The 15,669-nt window shown below is 70.6% G+C and carries 14 protein-coding genes, 1 pseudogene and 1 riboswitch; of the genes and pseudogenes, 9 read left to right on the top strand and 6 right to left on the bottom strand.

Annotation, left to right across the window (positions count from 1 at the left end; translation table 11 throughout):
* The first annotated feature begins 83 nt into the window (after nucleotides 1-83).
* The gene (locus tag REH65_RS11105) at nucleotides 84-896 is read left to right on the top strand and encodes a helix-hairpin-helix domain-containing protein (RefSeq protein WP_406692358.1); all 813 of its coding nucleotides are present in this window, start codon (nucleotides 84-86) and stop codon (nucleotides 894-896) included.
* Nucleotides 893-3,244 carry a DNA internalization-related competence protein ComEC/Rec2 gene (locus tag REH65_RS11100; RefSeq protein ID WP_406692357.1) on the top strand — a complete coding sequence of 784 codons (2,352 nt, stop codon included), beginning with the start codon at nucleotides 893-895 and terminating at the stop codon, nucleotides 3,242-3,244. Before REH65_RS11105 ends, REH65_RS11100 begins: the two co-directional genes overlap by 4 nt.
* Nucleotides 3,245-3,328: 84 nt before the next feature.
* On the opposite strand, the gene thrC is transcribed toward REH65_RS11100, so the two are convergent.
* Nucleotides 3,329-4,597, bottom strand: coding sequence for a threonine synthase (gene thrC, locus REH65_RS11095; RefSeq protein WP_406692356.1), 1,269 nt, complete (start codon nucleotides 4,595-4,597; stop codon nucleotides 3,329-3,331).
* Nucleotides 4,598-4,611: 14 nt separating this feature from the next.
* Nucleotides 4,612-4,749, bottom strand: a riboswitch (SAM riboswitch).
* A 97-nt stretch (nucleotides 4,750-4,846) separates the two neighbouring features.
* Here thrC and holA point away from each other — a divergent pair.
* A complete protein-coding gene (gene holA, locus REH65_RS11090; protein ID WP_281457093.1) occupies nucleotides 4,847-5,833 on the top strand; it encodes a DNA polymerase III subunit delta in 987 nt (328 codons plus the stop codon).
* Here the strand turns inward: holA and REH65_RS11085 are convergent, their stop codons facing one another.
* The gene (locus REH65_RS11085; RefSeq protein ID WP_406692355.1) at nucleotides 5,834-6,709 is read right to left on the bottom strand and encodes an EamA family transporter; all 876 of its coding nucleotides are present in this window, start codon (nucleotides 6,707-6,709) and stop codon (nucleotides 5,834-5,836) included.
* A gap of 23 nt (nucleotides 6,710-6,732) precedes the next feature.
* A complete protein-coding gene (locus REH65_RS11080; protein WP_406692354.1) occupies nucleotides 6,733-7,539 on the bottom strand; it encodes a TSUP family transporter in 807 nt (268 codons plus the stop codon).
* 208 nt (nucleotides 7,540-7,747) lie between these two features.
* On the opposite strand from REH65_RS11080, the gene rpsT reads away from it, so the two are divergent.
* Nucleotides 7,748-8,008, top strand: coding sequence for a 30S ribosomal protein S20 (gene rpsT, locus REH65_RS11075; protein WP_281457090.1), 261 nt, complete (start codon nucleotides 7,748-7,750; stop codon nucleotides 8,006-8,008).
* Between the two features lie 61 nt (nucleotides 8,009-8,069).
* Here the strand turns inward: rpsT and manD are convergent, their stop codons facing one another.
* Together manD and REH65_RS11065 are read right to left on the bottom strand one after the other, a co-directional pair.
* The gene (gene manD, locus REH65_RS11070) at nucleotides 8,070-9,281 is read right to left on the bottom strand and encodes a D-mannonate dehydratase ManD (RefSeq protein ID WP_406692353.1); all 1,212 of its coding nucleotides are present in this window, start codon (nucleotides 9,279-9,281) and stop codon (nucleotides 8,070-8,072) included.
* A complete protein-coding gene (locus REH65_RS11065) occupies nucleotides 9,265-10,629 on the bottom strand; it encodes an MFS transporter (RefSeq protein WP_406692352.1) in 1,365 nt (454 codons plus the stop codon). The genes manD and REH65_RS11065 overlap by 17 nt, the downstream gene beginning before the upstream one ends.
* 85 nt (nucleotides 10,630-10,714) lie before the next feature.
* On the opposite strand from REH65_RS11065, the gene REH65_RS11060 reads away from it, so the two are divergent.
* From REH65_RS11060 to lepA, 4 genes and pseudogenes are all read left to right on the top strand, one after another.
* Nucleotides 10,715-11,428 (top strand): GntR family transcriptional regulator, encoded by a 714-nt coding sequence (locus tag REH65_RS11060; RefSeq protein WP_406692351.1) that lies wholly within the window; start codon nucleotides 10,715-10,717, stop codon nucleotides 11,426-11,428.
* On the top strand, nucleotides 11,425-11,613 hold the full coding sequence (locus tag REH65_RS11055; protein ID WP_406692350.1) for a hypothetical protein: 189 nt from the start codon (nucleotides 11,425-11,427) through the stop codon (nucleotides 11,611-11,613). Before REH65_RS11060 ends, REH65_RS11055 begins: the two co-directional genes overlap by 4 nt.
* 26 nt (nucleotides 11,614-11,639) lie before the next feature.
* Nucleotides 11,640-12,020, top strand: a complete 381-nt coding sequence (locus REH65_RS11050) for a VOC family protein (RefSeq protein ID WP_281457086.1) — start codon at nucleotides 11,640-11,642, stop codon at nucleotides 12,018-12,020.
* Between the two features lie 202 nt (nucleotides 12,021-12,222).
* Nucleotides 12,223-14,075: pseudogene (lepA, locus tag REH65_RS11045) on the top strand (translation elongation factor 4).
* Between the two features lie 190 nt (nucleotides 14,076-14,265).
* On the opposite strand, the gene REH65_RS11040 reads toward lepA, so the two are convergent.
* Nucleotides 14,266-15,000: an SDR family oxidoreductase gene (locus tag REH65_RS11040; protein ID WP_406692349.1), complete on the bottom strand. Its 735-nt coding sequence runs from the start codon at nucleotides 14,998-15,000 to the stop codon at nucleotides 14,266-14,268.
* Between the two features lie 122 nt (nucleotides 15,001-15,122).
* On the opposite strand from REH65_RS11040, the gene REH65_RS11035 reads away from it, so the two are divergent.
* Complete coding sequence (locus tag REH65_RS11035; protein ID WP_406692348.1) at nucleotides 15,123-15,551, top strand: MerR family transcriptional regulator; 429 nt, start codon at nucleotides 15,123-15,125, stop codon at nucleotides 15,549-15,551.
* The last annotated feature ends 118 nt before the right edge of the window (nucleotides 15,552-15,669 follow it).

Genomic DNA, 15,669 nt, shown 5'->3' with positions numbered 1-15,669 from the left:
CTCGGCGGGTATCCATCCACAGTAGTCAGATACACCAAAAATGAACGTGCGCAACGTCTTTCGCTCGCGCTACCGTCGTCGACATGTTCGACTCCAAGCTCTTCCACGCCACCGATGACGACTCCTACGAGCAGCTCGGCACCCGGTCCCGGCTGCAGACGCTGCGCCGCGAGGCCGAGCACGACGAACCGACCGATCGGATCGAGCGCAACTACTCGGTGAAAAAGCCCGAGGGCGGCCGAAGTTCGCCCCTGTCGCGGCTCGCCGAGCGATGGCTCCCGGAACCCCTGCTGCGGTCCAGAGTGGACCCCGGCCGAGCCGGGCTGCTCGCGGTCGCGCTCGTGGCCGCCGTCGTGCTGGCCGGGGTCCTCGTGCTCGCCTGGTCGGACCGGCCCGAGGCCGAGTCCGCGCCGCCACCGCTGCCGCCTCCGCCCGCACCCGTGTCGACCGGTCCCACCGCTCCCGCCGAGCTGGTGGTCAGCGTCGTGGGCCGGGTGGAGCGCCCAGGCCTGGTCACCGTGCCCGCGGGCGCGCGGGTCGCCGACGCCGTGTCGGCGGCCGGTGGCGCGCTGCCCGAGACCGACCTGACCGGGCTCAACCTCGCCCGCCGCCTCGCCGACGGCGAGCAGCTCTACGTCGCCATCCCCGTGCCACCTGAAGCCCAGCAGGCCCAGTCCGGGCAGCCGGGTTCCGGTGGTGGTGACGGCAGGCTCGACCTCAACGCGGCGACGAAGGAGCAGCTCGATGGACTGCCCGGGGTCGGCGAGGTCACCGCCGAGCGAATCCTGCAGTGGCGCACCGAACACGGCCGCTTCGACTCCGTGGACCAGCTCGGCGAGGTCGGCGGGATCGGCGACGCGCGGCTGTCCAAGCTGCGCGACCTGGTGCGGGTGTGATCCGGCGGCCGGACCTGCGGCTGGTCCCGGCCGCCGCGGCGGTCTGGCTGGTGACTCTGCTGGGCCTGCGGGCCGGGTGGGTCTGCGCGGCGGTGGTGGCCTCGGCGGCCGCGATCGCGGCCCCGCTGGTCCGGGGGTTCTCGCGGCGCCGGGCGGGAGCCAGGGCCGTGCTGGTGGTCCTGCTGCTGGCAGGGGTCGCGGGCAGTGCGATCGCGGTCCGGGTCCACGACGTCGCCGAGCACCCGCTGCGGCGGGCGGCGACCGAGGGCGAGGCGGTGACGGTGCGGGTCGAGCTGACCTCCGCCCCGACCCCGCTGCGCGGCGCGGCTTTCGGCGGCAGCCGGGCGCAGGACCGCTCGCTGGCGCGCGCCGAAGTGGTGACCACCGAGGTCGCCGGTCGGCGCGTCCAGTCCGGCGGTTCGGTGGTGCTGCTGGTGCCGACCGACCGGTGGCGCGGGCTGATCGCCGGGCAGCGGCTCACCGTCCGGGGCAAGGCGGCACCGCCCCGCGAGGGCCGGCTGGTCGTCGCGATGCTGCCGATCCACCAGGCGCCGAGCGAGGTGAGCCCGCCACCGCGATGGCAGCGGGGCGCCGCCGACCTGCGGTCGGGGCTGCGCGAGGTCTCCGCCGAGCACCTGTCCCCGGAGGCCTCGGGCCTGCTGCCCGGGCTGGTGGTCGGCGACACCGCGGGTCTGCCACCGGAGGTGGAGCAGGACTTCGAGACGGCCGGGCTCAGCCATCTCACAGCCGTGTCGGGCGCCAACCTGGCGATCGTGTGCGGCGCGGTCCTGGTGCTGCTGCACCTGCTGGGACTCGGCCCGGTGGTCTGCGCGGTGGGCGCCGCACTGGTCCTGGTCGGGTTCGTGGGGCTGACCGGACCGGAGCCGAGCGTCCTCCGCGCGGCCGCGATGGGGGCGATCACGCTGCTGGCGCTGGTGCTGGGGCGGCGACGCTCGGCGCTGCCCGCCCTGGCGGCGAGCGTCGTCGGGCTGCTGCTCCTGCTGCCGGAACTGGCGACCAGCGCCGGGTTCGCCCTGTCGGTCGCGGCGACGGCGGGACTGGTGCTGCTCGCCCCGGCCTGGGCGGCCGCGCTGCGCGCCCGCGGTGTCCCGGTCGGGCTGGCGGAGGCGATCGCGGTGCCGGTGGCCGCCCACGTGGTCACCGCGCCGTTGATCGCCGCGATCTCCGGTGGGGTGAGCCTGGTCGCGGTGCCGGCGAACCTGCTGGCGGCACCGGTGATCGCACCGGCGACGGTGCTCGGCGTGCTGGCCACCGTCACCGCACCGGCGTCGACGTGGCTCGCGGGGCTCCTCGTCGAGCTGGCGGGCCCGGAACTGGCGTGGGTGCTGGTGATCGCCGATCGCGCCGCCGCGGTGCCGGGGGCGGTGTTCGACTGGCCGACCGGGACCGGTGGGGGACTGCTGCTCGCGGTGTTGCTGCTGGTGGGGCTGATCGCGTTGCGAGGAAGGAGGATTCGGCTGCTGGCGGTGGTCGCGGTGCTGCTCAGCGCCCTGGTCGTGCTGCCGGTGCGCACGATGCTGCCGGGCTGGCCGGTGCCGGGCTGGAGCGTGGTGGCCTGCGACGTCGGGCAGGGCGACGGGCTGGTGCTGGCCACCGGCACGCCGGGGGAGGCGGTGGTGGTCGACACCGGGCCGGACCCCCGACGGTCCGCGAACTGCCTGCGGCGCTTGGGGATCCAGCGCGTGTCGATGGCGGTGCTGACGCACCTGCACGCCGACCACGTCAGCGGCCTGCGCACGGTGCTCGGCGAGATGCCGGTCGGTGCGGTGGGGATCGGACCGCTGCGGGAACCGGAGTGGGCGTTCGACGATCTGGTGCGCGACACCCGCGCGCACCGCGCACCGATCGTCGCGCTGCAGGCCGGGCAACGGCTGACCTGGCCTTCCCTGGTGCTCGACGTGCTGGCCCCGGATCCGAGCGTGACCCGGACCCAGACGGCTGACGACGCCAACGACGCCTCGCTGGTGATCCGCGCGACCACCCCGGCGGGCCGGGTGCTGCTCACCGGAGACGTGGAGCTGCCGGGGCAGGGGCGGCTGGTGTCGTCGCGGGAGGACTTGCGAGCCGACGTGCTCAAGGTGCCGCACCACGGATCCCGGTACAGCGCACCGCGTTTCCTCACCGCGGTGCGGCCCGGGCTCGCGCTGATCAGCGTCGGCGCGGGCAACGACTACGGCCACCCCAACGCGTTCGTGATCGACACGCTCACCCGCGCCGGTGCCCGGGTGCTCCGCACCGACCAGGAAGGGGACATCGCGGTCCTGCCGGGGCCGCAGGGGCCGCGCTTCGTCTCGCGCGGAGATCCCTTGCGCGCCGAGGAGAACTGACCGTCCGCTGTGGACGACGAAGCGGGTGGCCGCCCGTGGGGCGACCACCCGCTCGCGAAAGAGGAGGCTCGTCCTACAACTGGATCAGAGGCCCAGCGCCTGGTTCACCGACTCGGTCGTCGGCGCCACGGTGGCCTTCGGGCCCAGCTCGCCCTCGACGGCGTCCAGGGTCTTGAGGCCGTCACCGGTGATCAGCAGGACCGTCTCGGCGTCCGGGTCGATCTTGCCGGCCTCGATGAGCTTCTTGGCGGTCGCGACGGTCACGCCACCGGCGGTCTCGGCGAAGATGCCCTCGGTGCGGGCCAGCAGGCGGATGCCGGCGCGGACCTCGTCGTCGGTGACGTCCTCGATGGCGCCGCCGGTCTTGCGGACGACGTCGAGCACGTACGGACCGTCGGCGGGAGCCCCGATGGCCAGCGAGCGGGCGATGGTGTCCGGCTTGACCGGCTGCACCACGTCGTGGCCGTTGCGGTAGGCGGTGGAGACCGGGGAGCAGCCGGTGGCCTGCGCGCCGAAGATCTTCACCGGGGAGTCCTCGACCAGCCCGACCTGGCTGAGCTCGTTGAAGCCCTTGTAGACCTTGGTCAGCTGCGAGCCGGAGGCGATCGGCACCACGATCTGCTCGGGACGCCGCCAGCCCAGCTGCTCGGCGACCTCGAAGGCCAGGGTCTTGGAGCCCTCGGAGTAGTAGGGCCGGACGTTGACGTTGACGAACGCCCAGTCCTCGTGCTCACCGGCGAGCTCGGTGGCCAGCCGGTTGACGTCGTCGTAGTTGCCGTCGACCGCGAGCAGCGAGCCGTCGTAGACCGCGCTCATCAGGATCTTGGCGCGTTCGAGGGTCTTGGGCACCAGCACGACCGAGTCCCAGCCCGCGCGGGCAGCGGCGGCGGCCACGGCGTTGGCGAGGTTGCCGGTGGACGGGCAGGCCAGCACCTTGAACCCGAACTCGCGGGCGGCGGCCAGGGCCACGGCCACGACGCGGTCCTTGAAGGAGTGCGTGGGGTTGCCGGTGTCGTCCTTGATCCAGATCTTCTTGACGCCCAGGGCCTTGGCCAGGTTGTCCGCCTGGATCAAGCGGGTACAGCCGGGCTCGGTGTTGGGGATCTGGTCGACGTTGCTCGGCACCGGCAGCAGCTGCTTGTAGCGCCAGATGGAACGCGGACCGGCCTCGATGTCCTCGCGGCGGAGCTGGGGGAAGTCGTAGGCGACCTCGAGCGGCGAGAAGTCCTCGAGGGAGACGAACTCAGGAGCCAGGGGCTGCCGGTGTCCCTCTTCCTTGGACACCAGTTCGACGGCGTTGCCGAGATCGAACTTCTTGCCGGCAGTGGTGGCGGCGTGGGCAGCAGCAGTCATCGCGCGAGGTCCTCTCCTCATCTGTCCCGCGGACGGGTCGGAATTGGCACCTGTTTGCGTCCGTGACCTCGCGCCGGTTTTTCGCACGATGCATCGGACGAACGGTTGCCGGGGCTTCAACGGGCCGTTCCCTCTGCCCCTCTGGATGAGCTATTCGGTTGTGGCGGCAACGTTAGTGGAACGCACGTCTTCCTGGCCAGTGCGCATCCAGATGGCGGGACTGTCGCCGCTCCGTGGGACCATGCCCGCATGAGCTCACCGACCGTTGTCGCCGACCCCCTGCACCTGGTGCTCGGGGACGAAGAGCTGCTGGTCGAGCGCGCGATGTGGGCGGCGGTCGGTGCCGCGCGCGCCGCCGATCCGGAGGCCGATTTCAGCCGGGTGAAGGTGAGTGAGCTCACCCCTCCTGAGCTCGCTGAAATGCTGAGTCCCTCGCTGTTCGCAGAGGCGCGGGTGCTCGCGATCGAGTCGGCTCAGGACGCGGGCAAGGAGATCGCCGAAGCCCTGCTGACCCACGCCAAGCAGCCCGCCGAGGGCATCACGCTGATCGTGGTGCACAGCGGCGGTGGCCGGGCCAAGCACGCCAAGGAGCTGCCCAACGCGCTGAAGAAGGCGGGCGCGCGCGTCACCGAGTGCAAGAAGCTCACCAAGCCCGCCGACCGCGAGGCGTTCGTCCGGGACGAAATCCGCCGCGCGGGAGGCAAGTCCGACTCGGGCGGGGTCAACGCCCTCATCGAGGCGGTCGGCTCGGACCTGCGGGAACTGGCGGCGGCGGCCTCGCAGCTGGTGGCCGACACCGGCGGCAAGATCGACGCGGACGCGGTCGGCCGGTACTACCGGGGCCGCGCCGAGGTGACCGGGTTCGCGGTCGCGGAGAAGGCCGTGGTGGGCGATCGCGCCGGGGCGTTGGAGGCGCTGCGCTGGGCGATCCAGCTCGGGGTGCCGCACGTGCTCATCGCAGACGCCCTGGCCGATTCGGTGCGCACCATCGGCCGCGTCGCGGCAGCGGGCGGCCGCAACGATCCCTACCGGCTGGCCGGGGACCTCGGCATGCCCGCGTGGAAGGTGAAGAAGGCCCTGTCCCAGTCCCGGGGCTGGACGCCGACGAGCCTGTCCGCCGCGCTGCAGGTCGTCGCCGAGGTCAACGCGGGCGTGAAGGGCATGGCGGCCGACGCCGACTACGCCCTGGAGAAGACCGTCCTGCGCCTGGTGTCGCTGCGCAACCAGCGCAGCTGATCACGCCACCCCGAGCAGCACCACTCCGGCCAGCACCACGACGGCCCCGGTCAGGCGCCGGACCGGTTGCGCCTCGCCGAGCACCCGCCAGGCCAGCAGCCCGGCGATGACGATGCTCAGCTCCCGCGCCGGGGCCACCAGGCTCACCGGCGCGAGCTGCATCGCGAACAGCACGAGGATGTAGGCCAGGGGCGAGAGCAGGCCGACGGCGATGATCTCCCGGCGGTGCTCGGACCAGATCCGCGCGAGCACGTCGCGGCGGCGGATCGCGTAGGGGGAGAGCAGTGCGCTGCGGGTGAAGTTGTTGGCCCAGTCGAACAGCAGCGGCGACAGCGCCAGCCCGGTCACGGCGTGCGCGTCCCAGACCGTGTAGGTGGCGATCAGGGCCCCGGTGAGCAGCCCGAACCCGACACCGGCGAGGTTCGCCCCAGAGCGCGGCACGCCGTCGGACAGCCCGATCACGAACACCCCGCACACCACCAGCAGCCCGCCGCACGCGCCGAGCCAGCCCGGCCGCTCGTGCAGCACGAGCACGGCCACCAGCATCGACAGCATCGGCCCGGTGCCCCTGGCCAGCGGGTACACCACCGACATGTCGCCGACGGCGTAACCGCGCTGCAGCAGCAGGAAGTACCCGAGGTGGATGGTCGCGCTGACCACGACGCCCAGGAGGAACGTCGTGGGGGCGGGGAAGTCGTCGTGAGAAGCTCCCCACAGCAAGGCGCCCGAGGCGACCGGCAGGTAGAGCACGGCGGAGCAGCTCGCGGTCAGCCACACGAACCCGGCCCCGGACGAGCCGGCCCGCTTGGCGAAGTAGTTCCACCCCGCGTGCGCGAACGCGGCGAGAACGACGAGAACGACGGCGACAGCCCCCATGATCCTCAGGAGCCTAGTCCTGATCAGCCGCTGAGCGCGATCTTCCAGCCGAGGCTGACGACCAGGCCGACGACGACGGTCAGGAAGACCCGGCGCACGAACGCCGATCCGCGACCGGCGGCCAGCGTCGCGCCCAGGACGCTGCCCGCGATGTTGCTCGCGGCCATCACCAGGCCCAGTCCCCACAGCACCTTGCCCGCGGGGATGAAGAAGACCAGCGCGCCCAGGTTGGTGGCCACGTTGACGACCTTCGCGGTGGCCGAGGCGGTGACGAAGGCGAATCCGACGAGGCTGACCAGCCAGAACACCAGGAACGATCCGGTTCCGGGCCCGGCGATGCCGTCCCAGAAGCCGATCGCAGCGCCGCCGAGCAGCATCAGCACCAGTTGGAGACGTCGCGCGAACCGGGGTGCGTGCACCGACCCGAGGTCGGGTTTGCGCCACGTGTAGATGCCGACGACGACCAGGGCGACGAGCACGACGACGTTGAGCACCGAGGACGGCAGCGCGTCGGCCAGCGCCGCTCCGCCCAGCGATCCGAGCAGCGCCACCAGCGCCATCGGCAGCGCGGCCCGCCAGTCCATCGGCGTGCGCTTGGCGTAGGTTCGGGCCGCGGCGGAGGTCCCGGCGATGGCGGCGATCTTGCTGGTGGCCAGCGAGTAGATGACCTCGCCACCGGGCAGCAGCATGAGCATCGCGGGCAGCTGGATGAGCCCACCGCCGCCGACGATGGCGTCCACGGCCCCGGCCAGGAACGCCGCCGCGCAGAGGAACAGCAGCCCGGCGAGGGTGAGATCGGCGAATCCGGGCCAGTTCAACGCGGTGAGCACGAGGCATCACCGTATGGCCTGCGCACACCGGATTCCGAGCGGGTGTGAGCGCTCTCGCGGCGCCGGGACCACCCGGCGAAGCCGCAGGTGAGCCTTGTTAACATGGACGATCGTGTCGTACGGCATTCCGCCGTGGAGGAAGACCGGTCCCCGGACCGGGCCGATCGAGTGCGGCACGCGATTCGACTGACGAGGAAGAGGCGTACCAGTGGCCAACATCAAGTCCCAGATGAAGCGGATCAAGACCAACGAGGCGAACCGCCAGCGCAACAAGGTTGTGAAGACGTCGCTGAAGTCCGCCATCCGCAAGTTCCGCGCGGCCGCTGACGCCGGCGAGAAGGACAAGGCCGTCGAGCTGCAGCAGGCCGCCAGCCGTCAGCTGGACAAGGCCGCCAGCAAGGGCGTCATCCACAAGAACCAGGCCGCCAACAAGAAGTCGGCCATGGCCGCTCGCGTGAACAAGATCTGAGTCTTCTCGGTCGTCGAAACGGCCCCTTCCCCACGACGGGGGAGGGGCCGTTTCGCGCGCGTCACCAGTCGTGCACCGACCCGTCGCGGCGGCGGTTGACCGGCAGGTAACGCGGCTCGTACGGGAACCGCTCGGCAGCCGCCTCGTCGACCCACACGCCCAGGCCGGGTTCGTCGCTGGGATGCAGGTAGCCGTCGGCGAAGGTGTAGCCGGAGTGGAACACCTCGGAGGTCTGCTCGGTGTGACCCATGTACTCCTGGATGCCGAAGTTCGGCACCACCAGGTCCACGTTGAGCGCCGCGGACAACGACACCGGTGAGAGGTCTCCGGCACCGTGGGAACCGGTGCGCACGCCGTAGAGCTCGGCGAGGGCGAAGATCCGCCGCAGGTGCGTGATGCCGCCCGCGTGCGAGACCGAGGTGCGGATGTAATCGATCAGCCGCTCGGTGATGAGCTGCTGGCAGTCCCAGATCGAGTTGAACACCTCGCCGACCGCGATCGGAGTGGTGGTGTGCTCGCGGATCAGCCGGAACGCGCTCTGATCCTCGGCGGGGGAGGGGTCCTCGATCCAGAACATCCGGTGCTCTTCGAGGTCCTTGCCCAGCCGCCCGGCCTCGATGGGGGTGAGCCGGTGGTGCACGTCGTGGAGCAGGTGGAAGTCGAACCCGAACCGCTCCCGCACCGCACCGAGCACCTTCGGGGCGTGCCGCAGGTAGGACTCGCCGTCCCAGCGACCTTCCTCCGGAACCGCCGACGATGCGGGCTCGTAGAACTCGCCCTTGGCCGCGACGCCGTAGGCCTTGTCGACGCCGGGCACCGAGGCCTGCGCGCGGACCGCCAGGAACCCCTGGTCCAGGTGCGCGGCGACGTCGTCGAGCAGCGCGGGGATGTCCTCGCCGGTGGCGTGGCAGTAGGCCAGCACGCCGTCCCGGGCTGGACCGCCGAGCAGCTGGTGGACCGGCATCCCGGCGACCTTGCCCTTGATGTCCCACAACGCGACGTCCACAGCGGCGATCGCGGTCATGGTGACCGGCCCGCGCCGCCAGTAGGCGCCCTTGTACAGGTACTGCCAGGTGTCGTCGATGCGCTGCGAGTCGCGTCCGATCAGCTGCGGGCACAGGTGATCGCGCAGGTAGGACGCCACCGCGAGCTCGCGCCCGTTGAGCGTCGCGTCGCCCCAGCCGATCACACCGTCGGAGGTGGTGATCTTGAGCGTCACGTAGTTGCGCCCGGGCGAGGTGACGATGACCTTCGCATCAACGATCTTGGACAACCTCTGTCCTCTCGGGTCGTTCCTCGGCGCCGGGCCAGTCGGCGTACTCGGCGCCGCTGCGGCGGTTCGGAGCGGTTTCGGGGAGGAAGCGCAGGCCGATCAGGCTCAGCACGATCAACCCCGCCACGTAGACCGCGACCCAGGTGAAGCCGCCATCGGCGAGCACCAGCAGCGCGGAGGCGACGACGGTGAACGGACCGCTGGCGATCATCGCCCCGAACTGCCACACCACCGACACCCCGCTGTAGCGGGCGCCGGAGGGGAACAGCTCCGGGAAGTAGGAGGCCTGTGGCGCGTAGGTCCCGGCGTGGCCGAAGGCCAGTCCGGCGATCATGAGCAGCGTGATCAGCACGACGTCGCCGCTCTCCACGGCCAGGAACGCCGGCACCAGCAGCACCAGGTTGAGCACGGCGGCGCCGATGAACGTGGTGCGGCGGCCGATGCGGTCGGTGAGCTTGCCCCAGAACGGCAGCATGATCAGCTCGGCGAGGATCGCGATGATCACCGCATCCAGCACGATGGAGCTGTCGACGTCGTGCGCTTCGGCGTAGGAGACGAGGAAGACGGTGTAGAGCGGGAACACCGCGGCTTCGACGAACTTGGCGAGCATGCCGCCGAAGACCTCGCGCCGGTGGTCGGTCAGCAGCCGCTTGAGCGGCGCGCGCTGCGGTTCCTGCTGCTTGACGGCTTCGAACGTCTCCGACTCGGGCACCCGCATCCGGATGTAGAGACCGATGATCACGACGACCGCGCTGAGCAGGAACGGGACGCGCCAGCCCCAGGAGAGGAACTGGGTCTCGGGCAGCTGCGCTTGGAGCACCGCGAACAGCACGGTCGGGATCAGGTATGCGGCGGGCGAGCCCATCTGAACGAAGCTCGCGTAGAAGCCGCGCTTGCCCGGCGGTGCGGCCTCGGCCGTGAGCAGCAGCGCTCCGCCCTGCTCGCCGCCGACGCCGAAGCCCTGCAGCAGCCGCACCAGCACCAGGATGATCGCCGCCCACAGCCCGATCTGCTCGTAGGTGGGCATCAGGCCGACCGCGAAGGTGCCGAGCCCGGTGAGCAGCAGCGTGTAGACCAGGGTCTTCTTGCGCCCGAGCCGGTCGCCGATGTGGCCCCACACCAGGCCACCGAGCGGACGGGCGAAGAAGCCGACCGCGTAGGTGGAGAACGCGGCGAGGGTGCCGACGAGCGGATCGACCTCGGGGAAGAAGACCTTGTTGAACACCAGCGCCGAGGCGGTGCCGTAGATGAAGAAGTCGTAGTACTCGGCGATCGTGCCGATCACCGAGGCGGCGACCGTGCGACGCAGCGATCGTCCGCCCGCGCTCGGTGCGAGGTCCGTCGACATTGACCCTCCTCCGGGGATGAATACCAGCGCTACCATACAAGTGCTGGGATCCCAGAGGTCAAGGGTTGTCGATAGGGTGGTGACCATGACCAGCACAGCGGGCAAGACCTCGGCGCGAGTGACGGTGCACCGCGAGATCCGCCGGCGCATCATCACCCTGCAGCTGCCCCCGGGGCACCCGCTGTCGGAGAACGAGCTGGCCGGTGAGCTGGAGGTGTCCCGCACCCCGGTCCGCGAGAGCCTGTTGCTGCTCGCTGAAGAGGACCTGGTCCGCGTCTTCCCGAAGCTCGGCTCGTTCGTCTCCCGGGTCGATCCGCAGCGCATCGCCGACGCCCAGTTCGTCCGCGAAGCCGTCGAGGTCGCCTCGCTGGCCGACGCGGTGCGGCTCCGCACCGACTCCGACGTCGAGGCCCTGCGCGACCTGCTGGAGGAGCAGCGCGCCGCGGCCGACGATGTCAACGGGTTCTTCGAGCTCGACGAGGCCTTCCACCAGCGCCTGCTCGCCGCAGGCGATCATGCCAACGCCTGGCGCACGGTCGAACAGGCCAAGGCCCACCTCGACCGCGCCCGCCGCCTCGGCCTCCGCACGGTCAGCCCGGTCCCGGATCTGATCGACCAGCACGCCGAGATCGTCGACGGCCTCGAAGCCCGCAACCTCGACGCCGCCGTCGAAGCCCTGCGCAGTCACCTGCGCGCCGTGTTCGAAGACGTCGAAAGGATCCGATCGGAGTCACCCGACCTCTTCGTCAACAGCGCCGAAGAACGCCCCATCAGACGCAGCATCACAGTCCTCCAGTGACGACCCCGGTCGCTCGATCCGAGTGGATTCGCGGCGTGCTGGTCGCTGCTGCTGCGGGCGAGGGTGAATCTTCCATGTCCAAGGTGGGCCGGCGTCGGGCTGCGGATCTGCTTCGCCGATTGCAGCGGCTCATCGATCCGGATGCGCGGCAGCGGCACGCGGCTGATGAGGACGTGTGCGGATGACCGAACCGGCCGGTAGAACTACCGGCATGGAGGTCTTGAACAGCCGGATGATCTTGCGGCCCGGCGATCACGATCGGTCGGTGCGGTTCTACCGCGACGTGCTGGGGTTGGCGATCTGCCGCGAGTTCCCCGGTGGCACGGTGTTCTTCCTGGGGCAGGGATATCTGGAGGTCTCCGGGCGGGGTGGTCAGGGGCCGAGCCCGGACCAGGTCCTGTGGCTCCAGGTCCGGGACCTGCGCGCCAGCTTCGACGAGCTCCGCGACCAGGGCGTCACCGTCCTCGCCGAGCCCGAGCACAAGCCGTGGGGCCTGCACGAGGGCTGGATCGCCGATCCCGACGGCATGAGGATCGTCCTGGTCGAGGTCCCCGCCGACCACCCCATCCGACGCGACACCCGAGGCGACTAGCGCTCCAGCACCTCGAGGCGGAACGGTTTGCCGTGGTGGCAAGCGGGGGTGCGGGGGATGACCGGGAGTTGGGCGTCGGGTACCGGGCGTGGCGTGGGACTATGGGGTGAACCCTGCGCGTCACCCGCCGGGGAGCCCGGGCCGACGTCTGCCGACGAACGCCGACAGCCGTAGGAACGCCGCCGACATCCGAGGAACCCGAGTGAGCAGTTTCGCCGACACCACCTTCACGCCGCCGGAGCGGATCCGGAACTTCTGCATCATCGCGCACATCGACCACGGCAAGTCGACGCTGGCCGACCGGATGCTGCAGCTGACCGGTGTGCTGGGGGAGCGTGCCTACCGGGCCCAGTACCTCGACCGGATGGACATCGAGCGCGAGCGCGGCATCACGATCAAGGCGCAGAACGTGCGCCTGCCGTGGGCCGTCGACGGCGAAGAGCACGTGCTGCACATGATCGACACCCCCGGGCACGTCGACTTCACCTACGAGGTCAGCCGGTCGCTGGCCGCCTGCGAGGGCGCGATCCTGCTGGTCGACGCCGCGCAGGGCATCGAGGCGCAGACCCTGGCGAACCTCTACCTCGCCATGGAGCACGACCTGCAGATCATCCCGGTGCTCAACAAGATCGACCTGCCGGCGGCCGAGCCGGACAAGTACGCCGCCGAGCTCGCGCACATCATCGGTTGCGAGCCGGAGGACGTGCTGCGCGTGTCGGCCAAGACCGGTGACGGTGTCGGCGCGGTCCTCGACGAGGTCGTCAAGCAGGTCCCGGCGCCGGAGGGCGTCGACGACACCGCCCCGCGCGCGATGATCTTCGACTCGGTCTACGACACCTACCGCGGCGTGGTCACCTACATCCGGGTCGTCGACGGCAAGATCACCCCGCGGCAGCGGATCAAGATGATGTCCACCGGCGCCACCCACGAGCTGCTGGAAGTCGGCATCATCTCCCCGGAGCCCAAGCCGTCGAAGGGCCTGGGCGTCGGCGAGGTCGGCTACCTGATCACCGGTGTGAAGGACGTCCGCCAGTCCAAGGTCGGCGACACCGTCACCGCCGAGCGCAAGGGCGCGACCGAGCCGCTGGCCGGCTACCGCGAGCCCAAGCCGATGGTCTACTCCGGGCTGTACCCGATCGACGGCTCCGACTACCCCATCCTGCGCGAGGCGCTGGAGAAGCTGCAGCTCAACGACGCCGCGCTCACCTACGAGCCGGAGACCTCGGGCGCGCTGGGCTTCGGTTTCCGCTGCGGCTTCCTCGGCCTGCTGCACCTGGAGATCACCCGCGACCGGCTGGAGCGCGAGTTCAACCTGAACCTGATCTCCACCGCGCCGAACGTCGTCTACGAGGTCGAGATGGAGGACGGCACCGAGCTCGTGGTGACCAACCCGTCCGACTGGCCCGAGGGCAAGATCAAGGACGTCTCCGAGCCGATCGCCAAGTGCACGGTGATCGCCCCGTCGGAGTTCGTGGGCACGATCATGGAGCTGTGCCAGGGCCGCCGCGGCCAGCTCGACGGCATGGACTACTTGTCGGAGAGCCGCGTCGAGCTGCGCTACACGCTGCCGCTGGGCGAGATCGTCTTCGACTTCTTCGACCAGCTCAAGTCCCGCACCCGCGGCTACGCCTCGATGGACTACGAGGAGTCGGGGATGCAGACCTCCAACCTGGTCAAGGTCGACATCCTGCTGCAGGGCGAGCCGGTCGACGCTTCAGCGCGATCGTGCACCGCGACGGCGCCTACGCCTACGGCACGAAGATGGCCACCAAGCTGCGCGAACTCATCCCGCGCCAGCAGTTCGAGGTCCCGATCCAGGCGGCCATCGGCTCGCGCATCATCGCCCGCGAGACCATCCGCGCGATCCGCAAGGACGTCCTCGCCAAGTGCTACGGCGGTGACATCAGCCGGAAGCGCAAGCTGCTGGAGAAGCAGAAGGAAGGCAAGAAGCGGATGAAGACCATCGGCCGCGTCGAGGTCCCGCAGGAAGCCTTCGTCGCGGCCCTCTCCACGGAGGAAGCCAAGGACGACAAGTCCAAGGGCGGCAAGAAGTAACCCCGAGCGCCCCCGATGATCTGACGTCGACGCCCTCCCCCGACTCCGTGTCGTGGGAGGGCGTTCTCGTCCCCAGGGGACAGTTTTAGCCATAACTGTCCCGACATTTCGGGCATTGATCATGGGTGATTATGGCTAAAACTGTCCGGTGCCCACCACCGTCGTCGCGGTGCGTACGGGAAGGCCCGGATCAGCGCCTGGTGAGGCCTCCGTCGACCGCGTATTGGGCGGCCGTGACGTAGGTGGCGTCGTCGGAGAGCAGGAACAGCGCGATGGCGGCGGCTTCCTCGGGTGTGCCGATGCGGTGGAGCGGGACTCGGCTGAGCACGTCGTGCTCGAAGTTCTCCCGCGTCCGGTCGGGCATGAACGCGCGGAAGTTCGTGTCGATCGCTCCCGGGACGAGGGTGTTGACGCGGATGCCGCGGTCGGCGAGGGCGGACGCCCAGCCTCGCGCCATCGCGACGAGCGCACCCTTCGTCGCGGCGTAGACCGTGGCCACCGGCGAACCTTCGTAAGTCGAGGTCGACGAGGTGACCACGACCGACGCGCCCTCGTTGAGGTGCGCGGACAGCCGCGCCAGCTGCAGGGCCGGGCCGCGCACGTTGACGCGCATCATCCGGTCGAAGAACTCGGCGTCGAGCTCGGCCACATCGCCGGTGTCGGCGTAGCCGGCGTTGAGCCACAGCCCGTCGAGCCCGCCCTCGGCCACAGCGTCGGCCAGGGCTTCCCCGGTGCGGGGGTCGGCGGCATCGTCGGCCAGCACCTGCGCCGCCGGGATCGCCTGCCGCAGAGCGGTGAGGCGTTGCGGGTCGGTGCCGGTCAGGACGAGCTCACCGCCTTCGTCCGCGATCCGCCGTGCACCGGCCAACCCGATACCGGTGGTCGCCCCGGTGATGAGCACCCGCTTGCCGACGAACCTCGTCATCGTTCCTCCTGCGCCTGCCGTCGATGGACGTTCAGCGGCGACGCTAGGAGCTGGAGTGCGCTCTAGCTCAAGCTCGCGGGAAGTGCTGCTGCTCGGCGCCGTGGGCCCGTAGCTTCGGGGTCATGTCGAACGAGCTGGGCATCGGCGAGGTGGCGGAGCGCACCGGCCTGAGCGTGTACGCGCTGCGCTTCTACGAGCGCGAGAACCTGCTGCTCGCGCCGGTTCGGCGGACCTCCGGCGGCCGTCGCGCCTACACCGAGCAGGACGTGGATTGGCTGGCGATCTGCACGCGGCTGCGCGACTCGGGCATGCCGCTGGCGGACCTGCGGGCGTTCGCCGCCCTCGTGCGCGAAGGCCCGGGCAACGAGGAGCAGCGCCTCGCGCTGCTCCGTGGCCACCGATCCCGCGTGCAGGCCCAGCTCGCCGACCTGCGGTCCTGCCTGGACCTGATCACGTGGAAGGTCGGCGTCTACGAACAACGCCTCGCCGAAGGCACCGCGACCGGCGTCTGGGACCCCACCGCGGGCGGGGACGCGGCGGCTCGGGGCTGAGGTCCTGGAGGGGGACAGTTTTAGCCATAACTGCCCACGAGCGATGTCCGAAATGTCGGGGCAGTTATGGCTAAAACTGTCCCCTGGTGACCATCGTCGTCACCGCTCGTGCCCGTGC

Origin of the sequence: Saccharopolyspora sp. ID03-671 (assembly GCF_045278815.1) — a bacterium.
Classification (GTDB): Bacteria; Actinomycetota; Actinomycetes; order Mycobacteriales; family Pseudonocardiaceae; genus Saccharopolyspora; species Saccharopolyspora ipomoeae.
This window is presented reverse-complemented; position numbering and strand designations above follow the sequence as displayed.

Bases quoted from the DNA above. Each gene is read 5' to 3' on its own strand.
- REH65_RS11040 (WP_406692349.1), bottom strand. From the start codon at position 15,000: ATGACGAGGTTCGTCGGCAAGCGGGTGCTCATCACCGGGGCGACCACC.
- REH65_RS11035 (WP_406692348.1), top strand. From the start codon at position 15,123: ATGTCGAACGAGCTGGGCATCGGCGAGGTGGCGGAGCGCACCGGCCTG.
- REH65_RS11065 (WP_406692352.1), bottom strand. From the start codon at position 10,629: ATGTCGACGGACCTCGCACCGAGCGCGGGCGGACGATCGCTGCGTCGC.
- REH65_RS11050 (WP_281457086.1), top strand. From the start codon at position 11,640: ATGGAGGTCTTGAACAGCCGGATGATCTTGCGGCCCGGCGATCACGAT.
- REH65_RS11105 (WP_406692358.1), top strand. From the start codon at position 84: ATGTTCGACTCCAAGCTCTTCCACGCCACCGATGACGACTCCTACGAG.
- REH65_RS11060 (WP_406692351.1), top strand. From the start codon at position 10,715: ATGACCAGCACAGCGGGCAAGACCTCGGCGCGAGTGACGGTGCACCGC.
- REH65_RS11085 (WP_406692355.1), bottom strand. From the start codon at position 6,709: ATGGGGGCTGTCGCCGTCGTTCTCGTCGTTCTCGCCGCGTTCGCGCAC.
- holA (WP_281457093.1), top strand. From the start codon at position 4,847: ATGAGCTCACCGACCGTTGTCGCCGACCCCCTGCACCTGGTGCTCGGG.
- thrC (WP_406692356.1), bottom strand. From the start codon at position 4,597: ATGACTGCTGCTGCCCACGCCGCCACCACTGCCGGCAAGAAGTTCGAT.